The organism is Agromyces larvae (genome assembly GCF_022811705.1).
In the GTDB taxonomy this organism is placed as follows: Bacteria; Actinomycetota; Actinomycetes; order Actinomycetales; family Microbacteriaceae; genus Agromyces; species Agromyces larvae.
In genome coordinates this window covers 2,076,070-2,096,675 of the sequence record NZ_CP094528.1, presented here as the reverse complement: position 1 = coordinate 2,096,675, position 20,606 = coordinate 2,076,070, and the positions used below count along the sequence as shown (strand labels likewise).

The following is a 20,606-nucleotide window of genomic DNA, read 5'->3' as shown; positions in this document are numbered from 1 at the left end:
GCGGGTGACCCAGGAGATCGAGATCGGCCGTGCCAAGCGCGGTCGCCGCGTGTACGCCTTCGACGACGTGGCGATCGTCCCGAGCCGTCGCACCCGCGACCCCGAGGACGTCTCGGTCGCGTGGAGCATCGACGCCTACCAGTTCGACATCCCGTTCCTCGCCGCCCCGATGGACTCGGTCGTCTCGCCGACGACGGCCATCATGATGGGCGAGCTCGGCGGCCTCGGCGTGCTCGACCTCGAGGGCGTCTGGACGCGGTACGACGACCCCGAGCCCGTGCTCGCCGAGATCCGCCGACTGCCGCAGGCCGAGGCCACCCGGCGCATGCAGGAGATCTACGCCGAGCCGATCAAGCCCGAACTGGTCACCGCGCGCCTCGCCGAGATCCGCGCGGCCGGGGTCACCGTCGCCGGTGCGCTCTCACCGCAGCGCACGCAGGAGCTGTACGAGACCGTCGTGGCCGCAGGGGTCGACCTGTTCGTCATCCGCGGCACCACGGTCTCGGCCGAGCACGTCTCCAAGAACCAGGAGCCGCTCAACCTCAAGAAGTTCATCTACGAGCTCGACGTGCCCGTCATCGTCGGCGGCGCGGCCACCTACACCGCGGCGCTGCACCTCATGCGCACGGGTGCGGCGGGCGTGCTCGTCGGCTTCGGCGGCGGCGCCGCGTCGACCACGCGCAAGGCGCTCGGCATCCACGCGCCGATGGCCACGGCGGTCGCGGATGTCGCGGGCGCACGCCGCGACTACCTCGACGAGTCGGGCGGCCGCTACGTGCACGTCATCGCCGACGGCGGGCTCGGCACCTCGGGCGACATCGTGAAGGCGATCGCGTGCGGCGCCGACGCGGTCATGCTCGGCTCCGCGCTCGCGCGCGCGACGGATGCCCCGGGCGGCGGCCAGCACTGGGGCGCCGAGTCGCACCACTCCAAGCTGCCCCGCGGCAACCGCGTCGAGGTGGGCACCGTCGGCTCGCTCGAGGAGATCCTCTACGGGCCGGCCTCCGTCGCCGAGGGCACCGCGAACCTCGTCGGCGCCCTGCGCCGGTCGATGGCGACCACCGGGTACTCCGACCTCAAGGAGTTCCAGCGGGTCGAGGTCGTCGTCGCCCCCTACCAGAGCGAGTAGCGTCCCCATCGGGTCGAGGCGCCCCGACGGAAAGACGGCGCGCGCCGTGGCATCCGTCGTACCCCTCGGGTAGCGTTGAGGAGGCGGCGCAGCCCGCCGCCGCAGGCTGTGGAACGGGGAACGACATGGCGCGTCTGAAGTCGGTGGCACGTTCGAACAAGCTGGGGCCCGATGAGCGCGCGGCCGCGATCGAGCGATTGAAGTCGAAAGAGCTCGACATCCTCGTCGTGGGCGGCGGCATCGTCGGCACCGGCGCGGCGCTCGACGCGGTGACCCGTGGCCTGTCCACGGGGCTCCTCGAAGCCCGCGACTGGGCGTCGGGCACCTCCAGCCGATCGTCGAAGCTGGTGCACGGCGGCATCCGCTACCTCGAGCAGCTCGACTTCCGGCTCGTGCGCGAGGCGCTCATCGAACGCGGTCTGCTGCTCCAGCGACTCGCGCCGCATCTGGTGAAACCCGTGCGGTTCCTCTACCCGTTGCAGACCCGCGTCGTCGAGCGGTTCTACGTCGGCAGCGGCATGATGCTCTACGACATCTTCAGCTGGACGGGCGGACGCCCGCCCGGGGTCCCCCACCACCGGCACCTCTCGAAGACCCAGGTGCAACGGGCCATCCCGTCACTCGCTCCCGACGCCCTCGTGGGCGGGCTCACCTACTACGACGCCCAGGTCGACGACGCACGCTACGTCGCCTCGCTCGCCCGCACCGCCTCGTACTACGGCGCCCACGTGGCCAGCCGGGTGAACGTCGAGGGGTTCCTGAAGGTCGGCGAGCGGGTCGTGGGCGTGCACGCGCACGACCTCGAGACGGGCGAGCGCTTCGACATCCGCGCGAAGCAGGTCGTCAACGCCACCGGGGTGTGGACCGACGACACGCAGCGCATGGTCGGCGAGCGGGGCACGTTCCACGTGCGCGCCTCGAAGGGCATCCACCTCGTCGTGCCGCGCGACCGCATCCACTCGGCCATGGGCATGATCTTCCGCACCGAGAAGAGCGTGCTGTTCGTCATCCCGTGGGGCCGGCACTGGCTGATCGGCACGACCGACACCGACTGGCACCTCGACAAGGCGCATCCCGCGGCGACCGCCGCCGACATCGACTACCTGCTCGAGCACGTCAACCGCGTGCTGCGGGTGCCGCTCACGCGTGAAGACGTCGAGGGCGTGTTCGCCGGACTGCGGCCGCTGCTCGCCGGAGAGAGCGACCAGACCTCGAAGCTGTCGCGCGAGCACATCGTCGCGCACACCGTGCCCGGGCTCGTCGTGGTCGCCGGCGGCAAGTGGACGACGTACCGCGTCATGGCGAAGGACGCCATCGACGCAGCCGCCGACGCGCTCGACGGTCGGGTACCGGCGTCGACGACCGAGGACATCCCGCTGCTCGGCGCCGAGGGCTACCAGGCGGCGTGGAACAAGCGCGGCAAGATCGCCCGCGCCTTCGGCGTGCACAAGGTGCGCATCGAACACCTGCTGAACCGCTACGGCACCCTCACCGACGACCTGCTCGACCTCATCCGCAACGATCCGAAGCTCGGCGAGCCGTTGCCCGGCGCCGACGACTACCTCGCCGCCGAGGTGGTGTACGCGTGCACGCACGAGGGTGCGCTGCACCTCGACGACGTGCTCGCCCGCCGCACCCGCATCTCGATCGAGGCCTGGGATCGCGGCGTGTCCGCCGCCCCCGTGGCAGCGAAACTGATGGCGAAATCGCTCGGCTGGGACGCCGAGCGCGAGCAGCTCGAAGTCGAGCGGTACCTGCAGCGCGTGGCCGCCGAGCGCGAGTCGCAACTGCAACCCGACGACGAATCCGCCGACCGGGTGCGGCTCGAGGCGCCCGACATCGTGAAGGTCGACTGAGGTCGGTTCGAGCCCAGCACACCGCGGGTAGACTTGCCGCGCCGTCGCACACGCGTGCGGCATGGTCGAGGAGTCGTGAGCATGGTGGAGATCAGGCGGGTGAATCTGCCGGGCGTGGGCCTCATGCACTCGTTCACGACGACCGACGGCGTCGAGCTCTCGGTGATCGCCCACCGCATGGGCGCGAGCGACCTGATCGCGAAGGTCGGGGGCGAGCCGGTCGTCAACATCCGGCTCGAGGAGGACGAGGCCCGGACGGTGGCGGACCTCCTCGGCGGGACCCGCATCGTCGAATCGATCGCGGAACTCGACGATCTGCCCGGCATCCCCATCTCGTGGGCGATCGTCGACGACGACGACGTGATCGGCGGCCGGCCCCTGGGCTCGCTTCCGACGATCGACGGGGTGTCGCTCGTCGCGCTCGTGCGCGGGCACCGGGCCATCCCCTCCCCGCCCGACGATTTCATCGTGCAGTCGGGTGACATCCTCATCGCGGTCGGCCCGGAGGAGGGCATCCAGCGGGTGTTCCACGCGATCATGCACGATGTCGGCGAGGACGCCGACGCCTGATGCTCCGCATGATGCTGCGCCCGCGCTGGGTGCTCGCGCTCCTCGCCGCGCTCGCGGTCGCCGCCGGGTTCGCGCTGCTCGGGCAGTGGCAGCTCGAGCGGGCGGTCGAGCAGGCGACGGTGGTCGAGCGGCCGACCGAGGAGGTGCGGCCGTTCGCCGGGGTCGCCGAGCCCGACGGTCCGACCCTGCAGACGTCGACGGGGCAGCGGGTCGAGGTGCAGGGCGCGTACGTGCCGGGCGACACGGTGCTCATCGATGGTCGGCTCAACGACGGCGTGCTCGGCACGTGGGTGGTCGCGCACCTCGAGGTGACGGATGCTCCGCCGGGGGGTCTGCCGATCGCGCTCGGGTGGGCGTCCGACGTCGAGACGGCGCAGTCCGCACTCGATCGCTTCGAGGCATCCGTCGACGCTGCCGAACCGGTGCGCGTGATCGGGCGCTTCCTGCCGAGCGAACCGCCCACCGACCCCGATCACGACGGCGACCCGCACGCGATGTCGACGGTGTCGGTGGCGGCGCTGATCAACCTGTGGGCAGATTTCGACGACCGCCCCGTGTACTTCGGCTACGTCACCGCGGCCGAGCCGGCGCCCGGGCTCGAGGCGATCTCGTCGCCGCCGCCCGAAGCGGAGGCCGAGCTGAACTGGCTGAACATCTTCTACGCGGTCGAGTGGGTGGTGTTCGCGGGGTTCGCGATCTTCCTCTGGTACCGGCTCGTGCGCGACGCCGTGCAGCGCGAACGCGAAGAGGCCGAGCTCGCCGCCGCGCAGGCGACCGCGGCCCCGGAGTCCGCCCCGCAGTCGTGACGTCCCCATGCTCCGAGCCTGCTCACGGATCCGCCACGTAGGATGGATCCATGCCCCTCGAGCCGAAAACCGCCGATCTGCCGCGCATCCGCGGGGCGCTGAAGCTCTACCAGGTCGCATCGGTGATCACCGGTGTGCTGTTGCTGCTGCTCTGCGCCGAGATGATCCTGAAGTACGTCTTCCACCTCGAGCTGTTCGCGTTCGGGTCGGGCGGCTTCCTGAGCTTCCAGCCGGTGCTCGAGACGGTGACGGGGCTCGAGTCGACCGGCGACGGGGTGAACCTCTCGACGGGCATCCTCATCGTGCACGGCTGGTTCTACGTCGTCTACCTGTTCAGCGACTTCCGCCTCTGGAGCCTCATGCGCTGGCCGTTCAGCCGGTTCATCCTGATCGCGCTCGGCGGCATCGTCCCGTTCCTGTCGTTCATCCTCGAGGCGCGTATCGGCCGCGAGGTGCGCACCTACCTCGAGCGTCGTGAGGCGGATGCCGCGGCGCAGGCCGCGACGAACGACGGCGCCGAGGCATCCGATTCCGATCAGCCGTCCGTGGAGGCAGCCCAGTGACCGAATCCCAGACCGAGCCGGGCGCCGCCCCCGACCAGGGCACCGCGCACCGCCCGGTGCTCGTCGTCGACTTCGGCGCCCAGTACGCGCAGCTCATCGCGCGGCGGGTGCGCGAGGCATCCGTCTACTCCGAGATCGTGCCGCACACGATCACCGCAGAAGAGGTCGCGGCGAAGAACCCGATCGGCATCGTGCTGTCGGGTGGCCCGTCGTCGGTGTACGAGGAGGGGGCGCCGTCGCTCGACGAGGGGATCCTCGAACTCGGCGTGCCGACGCTCGGCATCTGCTACGGCTTCCAGGTGATGGCGCGCCAGCTCGGCGGCGAGGTCGCGCACACCGGTCTGCGCGAGTACGGCTCGACTGAGACGACCGTGCGCGCCGACGACGGCAACGTGCTGCTCGGCGGCCAGCCCGAGCACCAGGTCACGTGGATGAGCCACGGCGATTCGGTCTCGGTCGCGCCCGAGGGCTTCGAGGTGCTCGCCTCGACGGCGTCGACGCCGGTGGCCGCGTTCGCGAACGACGAGAAGAAGTTCTACGGCGTGCAGTGGCACCCCGAGGTGAAGCACTCGCAGTTCGGGCAGAGCGTGCTGGAGAACTTCCTGCACCGAGCCGCGGGCATCGCACCCGACTGGAACCCGGGCAACGTCATCGCCGAGCAGGTCGAGCGGATCCGCGAGCAGGTCGGGTCGGCGCGCGTCATCTCGGCGCTGTCGGGCGGGGTCGACTCGGCCGTCTCGACCGCGCTCGTCCAGCGCGCCGTCGGCGACCAGCTCACCGCGGTGTTCGTCGACCACGGGCTGCTGCGCAAGGGCGAGCGCGAGCAGGTCCAGCAGGACTACGTGGCCGCGACCGGCGTCAACCTCGTCACGGTCGATGCCGCCGACACGTTCCTCGACGCGCTCGAGGGCGTCACCGACCCCGAGCAGAAGCGCAAGATCATCGGCCGCGAGTTCATCCGTGCGTTCGAGCAGGCCGAGCGCGACGTGATCGCGTCGGCGGCGGCGTCCGGTGAGAAGGTGAAGTTCCTCGTGCAGGGCACGCTGTACCCCGACGTCGTCGAGTCGGGCGGCGGCACCGGCACCGCGAACATCAAGAGCCACCACAACGTCGGCGGCCTGCCCGAAGACCTGCAGTTCGAGTTGGTCGAGCCGCTGCGCACCCTCTTCAAGGACGAGGTGCGCGCCATCGGCCGCGAGCTGGGGCTGCCCGAGGCGATCGTCGGACGCCAGCCGTTTCCGGGGCCCGGCCTCGGCATCCGCATCGTGGGCGAGGTCACCCGTGATCGTCTCGCTCTGCTCCGCGAGGCCGACGCGATCGCGCGCGAGGAGCTGAGCGCCGCCGGCCTCGACGCCGAGATCTGGCAGTGCCCGGTCGTGCTGCTCGCCGACGTCCGCTCGGTGGGGGTCCAGGGCGACGGCCGCACCTACGGCCACCCGATCGTGTTGCGGCCGGTTTCGTCCGAGGACGCGATGACCGCCGACTGGACCCGCCTGCCCTACGACGTGCTGGCACGTATCTCGAACCGGATCACCAACGAGGTGCCCGAGGTCAACCGGGTCGTGCTCGACGTCACGTCGAAGCCGCCGGGCACCATCGAATGGGAGTAGGTCTCCCGTGACGTGCGCGAGGGGCGCGGGCCGGACGGCCCGCGCCCCTTGTCGTGTTCGGTCGCCGATAGGGCGCGCCCCGGCCTCCGACATTCGTCGAATGTCGGAGGGGCGAGCCGACACGCCGATCCATCCGGGCCCCCACCCGGCGTGTCGCCCCGCACCTCCGACATTCGACGAATGCGTCGGTGGCCGGGTGTGGCCGCGACATGGGTCGGCAGTAGGGTGAGCGAATGCCCAAGTATGTGCGACCCACTCGCGCCGACGGCGTGTTCAACGGACTCGTCAGCCTGTCGACCCGGCTCGGTCTCCCCCTCGCCGGCAGCCGGGTGCTCGCGGTTCGCGGCCGCACGAGCGGCGAGTGGCGCACCACGCCCGTGAACCCGCTGCGCATCGGCGGCGAGCGCTACCTCGTGGCCCCGCGCGGCACGACGCACTGGGTGCGCAACCTCCGCGCCGCAGGCTCGGGGCGCCTGCAGCACGGCCGCCGCGTCGAGGAGTTCACCGCCGTGGAGCTCGCCGACGCCGACAAGCCGCCGATCCTGCGCGAGTACCTGCGGGCGTGGGCGTGGGAGGTCGGCCGGTTCTTCGACGGCCTCGACAAGGACTCGCCCGACGAGCGGCTGCTCGACGTGGCATCCGACTTCCCGGTCTTCCGCATCACGACCGTGAGCGAGTGATGCATCGGCTGTCACCAATGCCCATGCGGGCGGGTGCCGCGCCGACCGTCTCCGACGAGGGGCCGCAGCGACAGCTCGATCAGCAGTCGCCGCCTGAGATCTGGGGCAGGCTCGTGCACGATGCGCTTGCGCTTCCCGGCGTGGTCGAGGGCCACAGTGCGGTGTCGCCGGTGGGCTCTCGCGCATTCCTCCTCGCGGACCTCGTCGAGGCGCCGTCGCCGGAGCGGTCGCTGGCACCTCCTGAGGATCGTCTCGAGCCCGCGCACGTGCACGGGGTCGGCGATACGAGCCTGCATCTCGTATTGCCGCCCCGCCGCGGTACCGAGATCGTTGCCGCCGGATGGGGCATCCCACATGCATACGGTGACTACGGCACCGAATGGTTCGTGTACGGGCCTCGCAACGAGCGCGAGCTCGCGTTCGTGCTCGAGCTGATCCGCGAGGCGCTCGACTTCGCGCGGGTGGGTACCTCGGGCTGACCGGATACTCGGCGCCTGGTGCGTCCGAAATGTCGGATGGTTGGTACGACACACCGCGCCCACGAGCGCGCGCGGCGGCGAGTCGTCGCGGGTGTCCGACATTCGGGAGTCGTCCGTCCTCAGTAGCGTAAGGCGCGGTCCGATGCGAGAGGATGAGACCGTGACCGGAATCAGGGGTTCGAAAGTCGCTGTCATCGGTGCGGGCGCGGTGGGCACGAGCATCGCGTACGCCTCGCTCATCCGCGGGTCGGCGCGCGAGGTCGCGCTGTACGACATCGCCGCCGAGAAGGTCGACGCCGAGGTGCTCGACCTCGCGCACGGCACGCAGTTCACCGGGGCATCCGTCACCGGCGGAGCCGATCCCGCCGTGCTCGAGGGAAGCGACCTGGTGATCGTCACCGCCGGTGCGAAGCAGCAGCCCGGGCAGACCCGGCTCGAGTTGGCGGGCACGAACATCCGCATCCTCGAGCAACTCCTGCCGCAGGTGCAGGAGCGCGCGCCCGACGCCACGATCCTGCTCGTGACCAACCCCGTCGACGTGCTCACGGTCGCCGCCCAGCAGATCACGGGCCTGCCGAGCGGCCGCGTGTTCGGCTCGGGCACGGTGCTCGACACGTCGCGCCTGCGCTGGCTGCTCGGCCGCCGGCTCGGTGTCGGCACCGCGAGCGTGCACGCCGACATCGTGGGCGAGCACGGCGACACCGAGTTCGCGCTGTGGTCGACGGCGATGATCGGGCCGGTGCCGCTGCTGGAGTGGGCGGGCCCGAACCGGCTCTCGACCGCCGACCTCGACGAGATCGCCGCCGAGGTGCGCGACGCCGCGTACCGGGTGATCGCGGGCAAGGGGGCGACGAACTACGCGATCGGTCTCGCCGTCGCCCGCATCGTCGAGGCGGTCGTCGACGACGAGCAGGTCGTCATCCCCGTCTCGACGGTGCTCGACGACTACCGCGGCATCTCGGGCGTCGCGCTCAGCGTGCCGTGCCTGGTCGGCGCGCAGGGGCCGACCCCCGTCGTCGGCACCTCGTTCTCGTACGCCGAGGACCAGAAGCTGCGGGCGTCGGCGCACGCGATCCGCGAGACGCTCGCGTCGGTCGGCGTGAGCGCCTGAGGCGGGGTCCCCGCTCGCCCGCCCGACAGCGGCCCCGCCGCCCGTTGCGCCAGTTCGGCGCGCTCCGCGCCAGTTCGGCTGGCGCGGACCCCGCCGAAGTGGCGCAGCGGCGAGGGGCGCAGAAGAAAACTTCGCGGCAGGTGTCGATCCGCGCCCTTCCCGTTCGACGCATCGGGTGAGAGGGTCGACACGCGACCCGAACACACGAGGAGACGACACGATGTCGAAGTACATGCTGATCATGCGGGCCGACGAGACCGGCGTGCGGGCGTACGAGCAGATCCCGTTCGAGCAGGTCATCGAGGCGATGGGCCGCTACAACGAGCAGATGATGAACGCGGGCGTGCTGATCGCCGGCGAGGGGCTGAGCGACGCGAGCGAGGGCTTCGTCGTCGACTTCTCGGGCGAGGAGCCGCTCGTCACCGACGGCCCCTACGGCGAGATCAGGGAGCTGTTCAACGGCTTCTGGATCATCGAGGTCGCCTCGAAGGAGGAGGCTGCCGAGTGGGCGTCCCGCGCACCGCTCGGGCCGGGCGCGTACCTCGAGGTGCGTCGCGTCAACGGCCCCGAGGACTTCCCCCAGGACAACGAGTGGATCCAGAAGGAAGAGGGCTGGCGCGAGGAGCAGGCCGAGCGCGCGGCCGAGGGCTGAGCGCGGGTCGCCGCAGGGTATGACGGATGCCACGGGCGCGCGCCGCGCGGATGCCTCGCCGTCGGGATCGACCGACGACCAGGTCGCGCGGCGCGCCGTCGCGGCGGTGTGGCGCATCGAGTCGGCGCGCATCGTCGCGACGCTCACCCGGATGACGCGCGACTTCGGCCAAGCCGAGGACTTGGCGCAGGAGGCGCTCGCCGAAGCGCTCGAGCAGTGGCCGTCGACCGGCGTGCCCCGCAACCCCGGCGCCTGGCTGACCGCGGTCGCCAAGCGCCGGGCGATCGACGGCTGGCGCCGTCGCGAACGCTACGACGAACGGCTCGCCGCGATCGCGCACGACCTCGAGGCCGAGCAGCAGGAGGCGGCGGATGCTGCGCCGTGGGATCCCGACCGCATCGACGACGATGTGCTGCGGCTCGTGTTCACGGCGTGCCACCCGGTGCTGTCGCGCGAGGCGCAGGTCGCGCTCACCCTGCGCGTGGTCGGCGGCCTCACGTCGGAGGAGATCGCGCGGGCGTTCCTCGCCCCGACCGCGACCGTGCAGCAGCGCATCGTGCGCGCGAAGAAGGCGCTGGCCGATGCACACGTGCCGTTCGAGGTGCCGGCCCGCGACGAGTTCGGGACCCGCCTGGCTGGAGTGCTCGCGGTGGTCTACCTCGTCTTCACCGAGGCGCATGCGGCGACGAGCGGCGACGAGTGGATGCGCCCCGACCTCGCCCGCGAGGCGATGCGGCTCGGCCGGGTGGTCGCGTCGCTCGTGCCCGACGAGCCCGAAGCGCACGGCCTTGTCGCCCTGATGGAGCTGACGGCGGCGCGGTTCCCGGCCCGAACGGATGCCTCGGGGCAGCCGATCCCGCTCGACGCCCAGGACCGCGCCCGTTGGGACCGCACGCTCATCGCCCACGGCCGGGCGGCACTCGCACGGGCGGGCAGGCTCGCCGAGCGACGCCGCACCGGGCTGGGCGCGTACGCGCTGCAGGCGACGATCGCCGAGTGCCACGCGGTCGCGCCGTCGGTCGACGCCACCGACTGGCCGCGCATCGTCGCGGCGTACGACGGACTGCTGCGGCTCGCGCCGTCACCGGTCGTCGGGCTGAACCGCGCGGTCGCGGTGTCGATGGCGCCCGAGCCCGACGGCGGACCGTCGGTCGCGCTGGCGATCGTCGACGACCTCGCGGGTGATCGCCGGCTCGCGGCATCCCACTTGCTGCCGAGCGTGCGGGGCGAGCTGCTCGCCCGACTCGGCCGCGACGACGAGGCCCGTGCCGAGTTCGAGCGGGCCGCGCAGCTCGCGCAGAACGCGCGCGAGCGCGCGGTGCTGCTCGCCAAGGCCGCGTCCCGCACCTGAGCCCGAGTGCGCACGATCCGCCCGCTCGCGCTGCCCTCCGCTGCGCCAATTCGGCGCCCTCTGCGCCAGCTCGGCTGGCGCGGACCCCGCCGAAGTGGCGCACCGGGAACGACGACGGCCCGTGATGGGCGGCTGCGGCTAGTCGCGTGCGATGGCGAGCATCCGCAGGATCTCGAGGTAGAGCCAGATGACGGTGACCATGATGCCGAAGGCGCCCGTCCAGCTGTACTTCTTGGGGGCGCGGTTGCGCACGCCCTGCTGGATGAAGTCGAAGTCGAGCACCAGCGAGTATGCGCCCATCAGGATGACGAGGACGCCCACGATGAGCCCGACCGGGATGCCCCACAGTTCGGCGCCGAGCAGACCCCACGGGTCGTTGTTGACGCCGGTCCACATCAGGATGACGTTCACGAGCGAGAACACGAGGTAGCCGACCATCGCGACGAGGAAGATCTTGGTGGCCTTCTTCGAGGCACGGACCTTGCCGCTCGCGAAGAGCGCGAGGGTCACGCCGACGACTGCGAGGGTACCGATCACAGCCTGGCCGACGATGCCCTGCCACTGGCTCTCGAACATCAGCGAGATGCCGCCGAGGAACAGGCCCTGAGCGGCCGCGTACGCGAGGATCAGCGCGGGCGACGGTTCCCTCTTGAAGATGTTCACCATCGCCAACACGAAGCCGATGATCGAGCCTACCCAGAACAGCCAGGGCGCGGCGGGGGTGACCACCCAGCCGATGCCGGCGGCCACGAGCATCACGCCGAAGGCGCCAAGCGTCTTGGCGATGGTGCCCTCGTAGGTCATGACCTCGCGGTCGGGAAGCGTGGCGGGCTGGTCGAACAGCTCTTTCAGGTCCTGCGCGGACATGTCCTGCGCGGTGGCCACGGCGCCCTGCCTCGAGAACGCCTCGTTGCGTGAGAAGGCGGGGTTGTCGAGTGCCATCGGATGGTTCCTCTGCTTTCGGCGATCGTCGGTTGGAGGGGAATCCCTGCGGATGGAGCATCCGCTCAGACCAATCTACCGGGCCGGGCGCTCGGCCCGCCCGTCTCAATCCGTGACAACGCCGTGAATCCGCGTGCTGTTCCCGCGCCCGCCCGCCCCGCCCTCGCTACGCTCGGAGGATGGAGCGCGACCATGCGGAGCATCCGCTCGTCATCGGGCATCGCGGCGCGCCCGGCTACCGGCCCGAGCACACGCGTTCGAGCTACGAGCTCGCGTTCGCGCTCGGCGCCGACGCGGTCGAGCCCGACCTGGTCGCCACGCGCGACGGCGTGATCGTGCTGCGGCACGAGAACGAGATCTCGGGCACCACGGATGTCGCGACCCGCGCCGAGTTCCAGAGCCGCCGCACGACGCGTGTGATCGACGGGGTCGAGGTCACCGGCTGGTTCACCGAGGACTTCACGTGGGCCGAGCTCGCGACGCTGCGCGCTCGCGAGCGACTCGGCCCGCTGCGGCAGGCGAGCGCGTCCTTCGACGGGCGCTACCCCCTCATGCGGTTGCGCGACCTGTTCGAGGTGATCGAGCGGGCGTCGGAGGAGCAGGGGCGGATGCTCCGGATGGTCGCCGAGTTCAAGCACGTGACCTACTTCGACGGCCTGGGCCTGCCGCTCGACGAGCTGTTCGCAGCCGAGCTCGACGCCGTCGGCTGGGGTCGCGGCGACGAACGTCTGATCATGGAGGCGTTCGAGCCGACGGTGCTCGACCGGCTGCGCGACCTCGGGATCCGCGGCCAACGGGTGTTCCTGCTCGAGGGCGCGGGCGCGCCGGCCGACCTCGTCGCCGCGGCCGACACGGGTGGTGCGCCGGCAACCCCGTACGACGCGTTCGCCACCGAGGCGGGGCTGCTCGGGCTCGCGGGGCGGTTCGACGGGGTCAGCGTCGGCAAGGCGCGGCTGGTCGGCCCGGCGCCGCGACGACGGCCGGCCGCGGAGGGTGTGCTCACCGGCGCCGATCTCGTGGACGCCGCGCACGGCGCCGGGCTCGCGGTGTTCACCTGGACGCTGCGTCCCGAGAACCGGTTCCTCGCGCCGGCGAATCGTCGTGGGTCGACGCGCACGGTGTGGGGCGATTGGGCGGCGGAGTTCGCCGACGTCATCGAGACCGGCGTCGACGGCGTGTTCTTCGATCATCCCGACCTCGGGGTGATCGCCCGCGAGGAGGCGGGGGAGTAGACGGCAAGCGGCGTGGGCCCGCCGGCGGGAGCAGGGGCGGGCGGGGCGGCATACGTCGGGCTCGGTCGCGCGAATAGGATGAGCGGATGACGAAGGCGACCCGGCGCGGCATCCTCGCCGTGGTGGTCGCCCTCGTCCTGGTGGGCTTCGGGGCGGGCATCGGCGTCGTCGTGGGCGACACGCTCGGCGTCGGTCGCGGCGACCGCGACCTCGCGGTGGCCTGGGCCGCCCGCGTCCTCCTGGTGCTCGCGCTCGCGTGGGTCGTGATCGGCGCGGCATCGGTGCGCACCCGGCTCGTCCGCCGCCCGGGCGCCGCGGGCGCGCGGGCGTCCTGGCTCGCGGCGTCCCGCCCGTGGCGGGCACGGGAGTCGACGCTCGGCCTGGACTCGCTCGACCTGTGGCTGCTGTTCCTCGTGCCGGTCGCGCTGCTCGTCGCGACCCGGGCGGTGCAGACGTCGTTCCTGTCGTGGACCCACCTCGCGGTCGTGCTGGGCGCGTGGGCGGTGTTCGCGATCGTCCTGCGGCTCTGCGTCTGGCGGCGCTCTCCGTGGCCGGTGATCGCGGCCGTCGGCGGGGTCGTGGTGCTGCGCTGCATCGTCACCCTCGTCGCGCTGTCGTTCACCGGCCCCGGCGGGTACTGGGACGCGTTCTGGACCGACCCCGTGGCGCGCGTCGGCTCCATCGCGATCGCCTTCGCCCTGTTCGTGTGGGTGTTCGTGGCGGCCGGGTGGGCGCTGTCGACCCAGATCGGCGTGCGCCGTGCGACGGGGTCGGTGCTCGCGGCGGTCGGCGCCGGGCTGGCGCTGCCGTCGCTCGTCGTCGCGATCGTCGGGCTCGAGCGGTCGTCGACGATGTGGAACGACGAGCTGGGGATGCTGCCGTGGGGCGTGGCGCGCATCCTCGGCGTCACGACGGCCCTCGAGCTCCCCGCGTCGACGGGCTGGTTCGCGGCCGGCTTCGGCACACTGCTCGCGGTCGTCGGCGTGCTGCTCGCGGTGCGGTGGCGGCCGCGCACCGCGACCTGAGCGCGGCCTCGGTCTGAGCTATCGCCTCGGCCCGAGCGCCGAGCCGAGCTCAGCGCCGACTCGAGCTCAGCGCCTTCCCGAGGTCACCAGCTCGCGACGAGCTCGAGCCCCTCGGCGTCGATCGCGGCGCGGAGGGCGGGGTCGCGCAGCAGTCGCAGCTCCCACGCGCGCACCGCCCCGGCGTCGCCGGCGAGGGTCCCGTCGGGCGCCGGGTGCAGGAACAGCTCGCTCGTGCCCGCGGGCAGGCCGCCGAGCATCCGGCGCACGTCGTCGAGCAGCGCGCGGTAGTCGCCGAGATCGACGGCGCGGCGTCGGTTCGTGATCATCGCCGCGGGGATCGGCACGCCCGTGGCATCCGCCGCTGCGACCGCGTGCGCGTGCGCGGTCGCGACCTCCGCGGAGACCTCGGTGCGGTGCCCGCCGCCTGCGGCGAGGTAGGGCGCGAGCGAGCGGGGCAGCCGCAACCCGAGCCCCTCGCGCGCGCAGAGCGCGAGCGCTTCGGGCAGGAACGAGCGCCCGGTGAGCCCGTACAGGGTGCCGGCGTGCGAGTCGATCGCCGCGGGCCGGGCACCGAGCGCGCGCAGCTGGTCGAGCTGCGCGGCGAGTTCGGCCGCGACCTCGTCGGGTTCGGCGCGCTCGCCCACCTGCCGGGCGTCCTCGGGCAGGGATGCGTCGTCGGCGTCGCCGAGCGAGCGGCCGGAGGTGAGCGGATGCCACGACGGTACGCCGCGCTCGCTCGACAGGGTGGCGTGCAGGCGCGGTTCGAGGCCAGCGGTGCGCACCGCGTCGACCGCAGCGCGGGCGAACGGCGAGACGACGATCGCGGTCGTGGCGGTGATCGCCCCGTCGGCGGCGAGCTCGGCGATCGCGGCGCTCGTCGCCTCGTCGCGGCCGAGGTCGTCGGCCGTGAGCACGAGGCGACGCGTCACCCGTCGACCTCCTCGGCGGCGCGGGCCGCGGTCTCGGCGAGATCGGCGCCCGTGTCGGCGCGTCGTTCGTCGAGCCCGTCGGGCACGCGGATGAACCGGGCGAGCACCGCGCCGATCACCGTGAGCACGAACGGGTAGACGCAGAGGAACACGCGGAACGCGAGGTCGGGCGCCGTGCCGGGGTCGTCGCCCGACCAGTAGCCGAAGAATAGGCCGAGCGAGGCGAGCGCGAGGCCGGTGACGATCCCGTTCAGCCGCCCGAAGAAGCCGAACGCCGAGAGGAACAGCCCCTCGCGGTGCTCGCCGTGGCGGCGCGCGTCGTCGTCGAGCACGCGCGCGACGATGAGGTCGTTCGTCGCGAGCATGCCCGAGTAGCCCACGCCGACGAGCGCGCCCGCGAGGATCGCGGTGAGCAGGCTGTTCGCGAAGAACAGCGGCACGAAGCTCGCCGCGAGCAGCACGAACGCGAGCCGCCAGGTGAAGGCCGCGCCCTTGCGGCGCACCACCTGGGTCCAGCCGACGAGGCCGAGCACCGACACGAGGATCACGGCGGCCTGGAGGAACAGCGCGTCCGAGACGGGCAGCCCGAGCGAGTAGCGCACGTAGAGCTGCAGCCCGGCGAGCACCAGCGCCATGGCGGAGCCGTAGCAGGCGCCCGCGACGCCGATGGTCCAGAACCGCGGGTTCGCGAGGATCGCCCCGATCGTCCGGAAGAACCGCGGCCGCTCGACGGTCGAGTACCGCGGGTTCTCCTTCGCGCTGAACGCCATGAAGAGGATGACCGCTACCGCGATCGCGCCGTAGATCGTCGCCGTGACGGTGAAGCCGGTCGTCGTCGCCTCGGTGCCGAACACCTTGGTGGTCAGCAGCGGCGTCACCGCGAGCGAGATGACCAGGGCCGCCAGCTGGAACCCCTGGCGCAGCGAGTTGGCGACCGCGCGCCGCCGCTCCTGGGGGAACAGCTCGGGCAGCAGGGCGCCGTAGTTCGCGTTCAGCATGGAGTCGAACGCCTCGCAGAGGATCGCGAACACGGCGAACCAGATCACCAGCCCGAGCCCGTCGAGCGAGGCCGGCGCCGAGAAGAACGCGATCATGGATGCCGCGAGCAGCGGCGCCCCGATGACGAGCCAGGGCCGGCGGCGACCGAACCGCGTGCGGGTGCGGTCGGAGAGGTACCCGAGCACCGGGTTGTCGATCGCGTCGACCACGGCGTAGACCACCATCACCGCGCCGTAGACGCGGACGTCGAGGCCGAGGATGTCGACGTAGAAGAGGATCATCGACCCCTTGATCATGTTGATCGGGATCGAGGTGCCGAACATGCCGATCGCGTACCGCCACGGCGGGGTGGCACGGGCGGCGGGCGGAGCGGACGCGGACGCGGTGATGGGGTCGGGCATGGCTCCTCGTTCGGGTGGACGACGCTGTCGGGTGCGCGCAGCCGGAGGGTCGCATGCGCACGTGGCGGCCAGGCTACTCGCAGGTGGACGGTTCGGGTGTCGGATGCCCCGCCTAGACTTGACGGGACATGACGCTGATCCTCGACCCAGACGATCCCGCGGGCTGGCGCGAGGCCGCCGCGCCCGCTTCTTCCGGCCCCTCCGGCTCGCATCTCACCGACGGGCTCAACCCGCAGCAGCGCGAAGCCGTCGAATACCGCGGCCCCGCACTGCTCATCGTCGCGGGCGCCGGCTCGGGCAAGACGCGCGTGCTCACCCACCGCATCGCGCACCTCATCGAGACCCGCGAGGCGTGGCCGAGCCAGATCCTCGCGATCACGTTCACGAACAAGGCGGCCGCCGAGATGCGCGAGCGCGTGCAGCACCTGCTCGGCGACGGCGCGTCGGGCATGTGGATCTCGACGTTCCACTCGGCGTGCGTGCGCATCCTGCGGCGCGAGGCCGAGTCGCTCGGCATGTCGTCGACGTTCACGATCTACGACTCGGCCGACACCCGCACGATGCTGAAGCGCATCATCAAAGAGCTCGACGCCGACACCATGGGGTTCACGCCCGCCGGTGCGCAGGCGAAGATCTCGAAGCTGAAGAACGAGCTCGCCGACGCCGACGCCTACGCGCGCAACGCGAACCTGAACGACCCGCAAGAGGCGGTGTTCTGCGAGATCTTCCGGCAGTACTCGCGGCGGCTGCGCGATCAGCACGCGCTCGACTTCGACGACCTCATCGCCGAGACGGTCTACCTGTTCCGGGCGTTCCCGAAGGTCGCGGCGCTCTACCAGCGGCGGTTCCGGCACATCCTGGTCGACGAGTACCAGGACACCAACCACGCCCAGTACGCGCTCATCCGCGAGCTCACCCGCCCGGTCGAGAAGGCCGTCGTCGACGAGCTCGACGCGCACGGCATCCTCGTGCGCGGCCTCACCGACGAGCACGGCGAGATCCCCGGCGCGTCGCTCACCGTGGTCGGCGACAGCGACCAGTCGATCTACGCGTTCCGCGGCGCCGACATCCGCAACATCTCGGAGTTCGAGCGCGACTTCCCGGGCGCGAAGGTCGTGCTGCTCGAACAGAACTACCGGTCGACGCAGAACATCCTCTCGGCGGCGAACGCGGTCATCCAGAACAACTTCGACCGCAAGGACAAGAAGCTGTGGACGGCCGACGGCGACGGCGAGAAGATCGTCGGCTACACCGGGTACACCGCGCACGACGAGGCGCAGTTCATCGCCGACGAGATCGAGACGCTGCACCGCGCCGGCGTCGCCTACCGCGACATCGCGGTGTTCTACCGCACCAACGCGCAGACCCGTGCGCTGGAGGAGATCTTCGTGCGGTCGGCGCTGCCGTACCGGGTGGTCGGCGGCACCAAGTTCTACGAGCGCGCCGAGATCAAGGACGCGATGGCGTACCTGACGGCGGTCGCGAATCCGCTCGACGAGCTCGCGCTGCGTCGCATCCTGAACACCCCCAAGCGCGGGATCGGGCCGGCCACCGAGACCGCGATCGCCCAGTTCGCCGAGCAGAACGAGATCTCGTTCCGCCAGGCGATGCGCTCGGCCGCCGAGCTCGGGCTCGGCCCGAAGGTCCGTGGGGCGATCGCCGGGCTCGCCGACGTGCTCGACCAGGCGGCGGCGATGCTGGTGCCGTCGCAGCGCGGGCTCGACGAGGGCACCAACGAGGGCGCCGCGAAGGTCAGCGACGTGCTCGTGTACCTGCTCGAGGCATCCGGGCTGATCGCAGCGCTGCGCAACAGCCGCGACCCGCAAGACGAGACCCGCGCCGAGAACGTGGAGGAGCTCGTGGCCCAGACCCGCGACTTCGACCGCGAGAACCCGGGCGCGACCCTCGTCGACTTCCTCACCCAGGTGTCGCTCGTGGCGGCGGCCGACGAACTCGACGACGCATCCGGAACCGTGTCGCTGATGACCCTGCACACCGCGAAGGGCCTCGAGTACCACGCCGTGTTCCTGACCGGCCTCGAAGAGGGGCTGCTGCCGCACCAGATGTCGGCGACCGAGCCCGGCGGCCCCGCCGAGGAGCGACGGCTGTTCTACGTCGGCATCACGCGCGCGCGCAAGCGCCTGTACCTGTCGCTCGCGATGAGCCGCGCGCAGTTCGGCGAGGTCTCCGTCGCGATGCCGAGCCGCTACCTCCAAGAGATCCCCGAGCACCTCGTCGACTGGAAGCAGTCGCCGGGGATGGCGACGAGCCGCGGCGGCACCCAGCCGCGCGCCCTGAACGCCCGCCGTCCCGGCGGCGGTCCGGGCGGCGCGTGGGGCACCCGCGACCGCGACCTCGAACGGTTCAGCGTCACCCGGTCGGCCGCGACGAAGACCGAGTGGGCGAACAAGGTCACCGCGAACGTGCGCGACAACGGCGACCTCACCCTCGACGCGGGCGACCGGATCCGGCACTCCGACTTCGGCGAAGGGACCGTGAACCAGGTCACCGGCGAGGGCTCGAAGCGCATCGCGCACGTCGCGTTCGACCGGGTCGGCGCGAAGAAGCTGCTCATCAAGATCGCACCCATCGAGAAGCTGTGAGGCCCGAAGCTCGATGAACTGGCCCGTGCGTGCGAGTCGCACCGTCTACGAGAACCGATGGATCCGCGTCGTCGAAGACGAGGTGGTGAAGCCCGACGGCGCCGCCGGCATCTACGGCGTCGTCGAGATGGCGAACCCGGCGGTGTTCGTGGTCGCGGTGACCGACGCCGACGAGGTGCTGCTCGTCACCATCGACCGCCACACGGTCGGCGAGACCGTCGAGGTGCCCGCGGGCGGCACCGACGGCGAGGACGCGCTCCTCGCCGCGCGACGCGAACTCCTCGAGGAGACCGGGTACGAGGCATCAGACTGGCGCGAGATCGGCCGCATGCACGCGCTGAACGGCATCGCCCGCGCACCCGAGACGGTGTTCCTCGCCACCGGGCTGCGCGCCGCCGCCGACGCGGCGCACCACCAGGGCGAGGAGGGCATCAGCGACGTGCGGGCGGTGCCGTGGGCCGAGGTGGTGCGGATGCTCCGGGCCGGCGAGATCACCGACGGCGAGACGGTCGCCGCGCTCATGTACGCGGCGATCGCGCTCGGCCGAGTGGCGTGAGCGGCCGACCGGCATGAGCGGCGGGCGGGCCGAACCGGCGGGCGGGACGCCCGGCGGTGAGGGGCGGCCCGCGGATGCTCCGGGCGCGCGCCGCGCCTGGTGGCGCGACATCCGGGCGCTCGATATCGAGGTGGCCGCACGTGCCGCCGTCGCGGCCGCGGTGCCGCTCGCGATCCTCCTCGCGGCGGGGCGCGTGGAGTGGGCGCCGTACGCCGCCTTCGGCGGCATGACCGCGATCTTCGGCCGCGGCGAGGCGTACCGCGGCCGGGTGCGCACGCTCACCGTCGCGGCCGTCGGGCTCGTCGCGAGCGTCGGCGCCGGCCTCTGGCTCTCGGTCTCCGACGCCGGCACCGCGGGCGTCGCGGTCGCACTCGTCGGCGTGCTCGTCGGGGGCCTGCTCACCGTCAACGTCGCACGCCTCGGGCCCCCGACCCCGCTCTTCTTCGTCTTCGCGCTGCTCGTCTGCGCGAGCGTGCCGGCGCCCGCCGACGAAGGCTGGACCCGGGTCGGCATCGCCGCCGGGTCGGCGCTGTTCGCGTGGGCGGTGAGCCTGTCGGGGTGGCTGCTGCGGCGCCTGTTCGGGCCGGGGCGGTTCAAGCCGCTGCGCGCGCCGACGCCGGTGCGGTGGGCCGCGCTCGCCGACCCGCGCGTGTGGCTCGCGATCGGCCAGCACGTCGTCGGGGCGCTGGCCGCGGGTGCCGCCGCCCTGCTGCTCGGCATCGGGCATCCGTACTGGGCGGTGGTGAGCGTGTCCGCCGTGATCCCGCCGGCCGGTGCGGCGCACTCGTTCGCGCGGGCATGGCACCGCGTGCTCGGCACCGCCGTCGGCGTCGGGGTCACCGCGCTCGTGCTCTGGCCCGATCCCGCGGCGTGGGTGCTGGTGCTCGTGGTCGCCGTCGCGCAGTTCGGCGCCGAGGTGTTCGTCGGGCGGCACTACGGCACCGCGCTCGTGTTCATCACGCCGCTCGCGCTCTGCGTCGCGCACCTCGCGCAGCCGACGGCGGTCGGGCCGTTGCTCGTCGACCGGCTCGTCGAGACCGTGCTCGGGTGCGGGGTCGGCATCGTCATGGTGCTCGCCGGGCGCGCGATCGGGTCCAGGCGCGGATGAGCGC

19 protein-coding genes are annotated in these 20,606 nt (G+C 72.0%); 16 read left to right on the top strand and 3 right to left on the bottom strand.

Features of this window, described 5'->3' with window-relative positions; all coding sequences use genetic code 11:
• The first annotated feature begins 4 nt into the window (after nt 1–4).
• The 11 genes from MTO99_RS10190 (at nt 5) to MTO99_RS10140 (ending at nt 10,807) form a co-directional block, all read left to right on the top strand.
• Nucleotides 5–1,129 carry a GuaB3 family IMP dehydrogenase-related protein gene (locus tag MTO99_RS10190; RefSeq protein ID WP_243553512.1) on the top strand — a complete coding sequence of 375 codons (1,125 nt, stop codon included), beginning with the start codon at nt 5–7 and terminating at the stop codon, nt 1,127–1,129.
• Between the two features lie 125 nt (nt 1,130–1,254).
• Nucleotides 1,255–2,985 carry a glycerol-3-phosphate dehydrogenase/oxidase gene (locus tag MTO99_RS10185; RefSeq protein WP_243553511.1) on the top strand — a complete coding sequence of 577 codons (1,731 nt, stop codon included), beginning with the start codon at nt 1,255–1,257 and terminating at the stop codon, nt 2,983–2,985.
• Nucleotides 2,986–3,066: 81 nt separating this feature from the next.
• Complete coding sequence (locus MTO99_RS10180; protein WP_243553510.1) at nt 3,067–3,555, top strand: cation:proton antiporter regulatory subunit; 489 nt, start codon at nt 3,067–3,069, stop codon at nt 3,553–3,555.
• A complete protein-coding gene (locus MTO99_RS10175) occupies nt 3,555–4,361 on the top strand; it encodes an SURF1 family protein (RefSeq protein WP_243553509.1) in 807 nt (268 codons plus the stop codon). Before MTO99_RS10180 ends, MTO99_RS10175 begins: the two co-directional genes overlap by 1 nt.
• Nucleotides 4,362–4,411: 50 nt before the next feature.
• The gene (locus MTO99_RS10170; RefSeq protein ID WP_243553508.1) at nt 4,412–4,924 is read left to right on the top strand and encodes a DUF3817 domain-containing protein; all 513 of its coding nucleotides are present in this window, start codon (nt 4,412–4,414) and stop codon (nt 4,922–4,924) included.
• Nucleotides 4,921–6,534, top strand: a complete 1,614-nt coding sequence (guaA, locus tag MTO99_RS10165; protein WP_243553507.1) for a glutamine-hydrolyzing GMP synthase — start codon at nt 4,921–4,923, stop codon at nt 6,532–6,534. Before MTO99_RS10170 ends, guaA begins: the two co-directional genes overlap by 4 nt.
• Before the next feature lie 233 nt (nt 6,535–6,767).
• Nucleotides 6,768–7,214 (top strand): nitroreductase family deazaflavin-dependent oxidoreductase, encoded by a 447-nt coding sequence (locus MTO99_RS10160; protein WP_243553506.1) that lies wholly within the window; start codon nt 6,768–6,770, stop codon nt 7,212–7,214.
• The gene (locus tag MTO99_RS10155; protein ID WP_243559054.1) at nt 7,214–7,693 is read left to right on the top strand and encodes a luciferase domain-containing protein; all 480 of its coding nucleotides are present in this window, start codon (nt 7,214–7,216) and stop codon (nt 7,691–7,693) included. Before MTO99_RS10160 ends, MTO99_RS10155 begins: the two co-directional genes overlap by 1 nt.
• A 160-nt stretch (nt 7,694–7,853) precedes the next feature.
• The gene (locus tag MTO99_RS10150; RefSeq protein ID WP_243553505.1) at nt 7,854–8,804 is read left to right on the top strand and encodes an L-lactate dehydrogenase; all 951 of its coding nucleotides are present in this window, start codon (nt 7,854–7,856) and stop codon (nt 8,802–8,804) included.
• A gap of 220 nt (nt 8,805–9,024) precedes the next feature.
• Nucleotides 9,025–9,456: a YciI family protein gene (locus MTO99_RS10145; RefSeq protein ID WP_243553504.1), complete on the top strand. Its 432-nt coding sequence runs from the start codon at nt 9,025–9,027 to the stop codon at nt 9,454–9,456.
• Nucleotides 9,457–9,475: 19 nt separating this feature from the next.
• A complete protein-coding gene (locus MTO99_RS10140) occupies nt 9,476–10,807 on the top strand; it encodes an RNA polymerase sigma factor (protein WP_243553503.1) in 1,332 nt (443 codons plus the stop codon).
• Between the two features lie 138 nt (nt 10,808–10,945).
• On the opposite strand, the gene MTO99_RS10135 is transcribed toward MTO99_RS10140, so the two are convergent.
• Complete coding sequence (locus MTO99_RS10135; protein WP_243553502.1) at nt 10,946–11,749, bottom strand: Bax inhibitor-1/YccA family protein; 804 nt, start codon at nt 11,747–11,749, stop codon at nt 10,946–10,948.
• Nucleotides 11,750–11,928: 179 nt separating this feature from the next.
• On the opposite strand from MTO99_RS10135, the gene MTO99_RS10130 reads away from it, so the two are divergent.
• On the top strand, nt 11,929–12,981 hold the full coding sequence (locus tag MTO99_RS10130; protein ID WP_243553501.1) for a glycerophosphodiester phosphodiesterase family protein: 1,053 nt from the start codon (nt 11,929–11,931) through the stop codon (nt 12,979–12,981).
• An 86-nt stretch (nt 12,982–13,067) separates the two neighbouring features.
• On the top strand, nt 13,068–14,006 hold the full coding sequence (locus tag MTO99_RS10125; RefSeq protein ID WP_243553500.1) for a hypothetical protein: 939 nt from the start codon (nt 13,068–13,070) through the stop codon (nt 14,004–14,006).
• An 83-nt stretch (nt 14,007–14,089) separates the two neighbouring features.
• On the opposite strand, the gene MTO99_RS10120 is transcribed toward MTO99_RS10125, so the two are convergent.
• Nucleotides 14,090–14,935, bottom strand: a complete 846-nt coding sequence (locus MTO99_RS10120) for a carbohydrate deacetylase (protein ID WP_243553499.1) — start codon at nt 14,933–14,935, stop codon at nt 14,090–14,092.
• The gene (locus MTO99_RS10115; RefSeq protein WP_243553498.1) at nt 14,932–16,335 is read right to left on the bottom strand and encodes an MFS transporter; all 1,404 of its coding nucleotides are present in this window, start codon (nt 16,333–16,335) and stop codon (nt 14,932–14,934) included. Before MTO99_RS10115 ends, MTO99_RS10120 begins: the two co-directional genes overlap by 4 nt.
• Nucleotides 16,336–16,463: 128 nt before the next feature.
• On the opposite strand from MTO99_RS10115, the gene MTO99_RS10110 reads away from it, so the two are divergent.
• The 3 genes from MTO99_RS10110 to MTO99_RS10100 are packed head-to-tail and all read left to right on the top strand — an operon-like array spanning nt 16,464 to nt 20,602.
• Nucleotides 16,464–18,938 (top strand): ATP-dependent helicase, encoded by a 2,475-nt coding sequence (locus MTO99_RS10110; protein ID WP_243553497.1) that lies wholly within the window; start codon nt 16,464–16,466, stop codon nt 18,936–18,938.
• A gap of 13 nt (nt 18,939–18,951) precedes the next feature.
• On the top strand, nt 18,952–19,494 hold the full coding sequence (locus MTO99_RS10105) for an NUDIX domain-containing protein (protein WP_243553496.1): 543 nt from the start codon (nt 18,952–18,954) through the stop codon (nt 19,492–19,494).
• 13 nt (nt 19,495–19,507) lie between these two features.
• On the top strand, nt 19,508–20,602 hold the full coding sequence (locus MTO99_RS10100; RefSeq protein ID WP_243553495.1) for an FUSC family protein: 1,095 nt from the start codon (nt 19,508–19,510) through the stop codon (nt 20,600–20,602).
• Nucleotides 20,603–20,606 lie beyond the last annotated feature (4 nt).

Excerpts from the sequence above, each read along its gene's own strand:
- MTO99_RS10160 (WP_243553506.1), top strand. The coding sequence starts at position 6,768 with ATGCCCAAGTATGTGCGACCCACTCGCGCCGACGGCGTGTTCAACGGA.
- MTO99_RS10175 (WP_243553509.1), top strand. The coding sequence starts at position 3,555 with ATGCTCCGCATGATGCTGCGCCCGCGCTGGGTGCTCGCGCTCCTCGCC.
- MTO99_RS10135 (WP_243553502.1), bottom strand. The coding sequence starts at position 11,749 with ATGGCACTCGACAACCCCGCCTTCTCACGCAACGAGGCGTTCTCGAGG.
- MTO99_RS10140 (WP_243553503.1), top strand. The coding sequence starts at position 9,476 with ATGACGGATGCCACGGGCGCGCGCCGCGCGGATGCCTCGCCGTCGGGA.
- MTO99_RS10180 (WP_243553510.1), top strand. The coding sequence starts at position 3,067 with ATGGTGGAGATCAGGCGGGTGAATCTGCCGGGCGTGGGCCTCATGCAC.
- MTO99_RS10185 (WP_243553511.1), top strand. The coding sequence starts at position 1,255 with ATGGCGCGTCTGAAGTCGGTGGCACGTTCGAACAAGCTGGGGCCCGAT.
- MTO99_RS10105 (WP_243553496.1), top strand. The coding sequence starts at position 18,952 with ATGAACTGGCCCGTGCGTGCGAGTCGCACCGTCTACGAGAACCGATGG.
- MTO99_RS10125 (WP_243553500.1), top strand. The coding sequence starts at position 13,068 with ATGACGAAGGCGACCCGGCGCGGCATCCTCGCCGTGGTGGTCGCCCTC.
- MTO99_RS10155 (WP_243559054.1), top strand. The coding sequence starts at position 7,214 with ATGCATCGGCTGTCACCAATGCCCATGCGGGCGGGTGCCGCGCCGACC.
- MTO99_RS10115 (WP_243553498.1), bottom strand. The coding sequence starts at position 16,335 with ATGCCCGACCCCATCACCGCGTCCGCGTCCGCTCCGCCCGCCGCCCGT.
- MTO99_RS10100 (WP_243553495.1), top strand. The coding sequence starts at position 19,508 with ATGAGCGGCGGGCGGGCCGAACCGGCGGGCGGGACGCCCGGCGGTGAG.
- MTO99_RS10145 (WP_243553504.1), top strand. The coding sequence starts at position 9,025 with ATGTCGAAGTACATGCTGATCATGCGGGCCGACGAGACCGGCGTGCGG.
- MTO99_RS10170 (WP_243553508.1), top strand. The coding sequence starts at position 4,412 with ATGCCCCTCGAGCCGAAAACCGCCGATCTGCCGCGCATCCGCGGGGCG.
- MTO99_RS10130 (WP_243553501.1), top strand. The coding sequence starts at position 11,929 with ATGGAGCGCGACCATGCGGAGCATCCGCTCGTCATCGGGCATCGCGGC.
- MTO99_RS10110 (WP_243553497.1), top strand. The coding sequence starts at position 16,464 with ATGACGCTGATCCTCGACCCAGACGATCCCGCGGGCTGGCGCGAGGCC.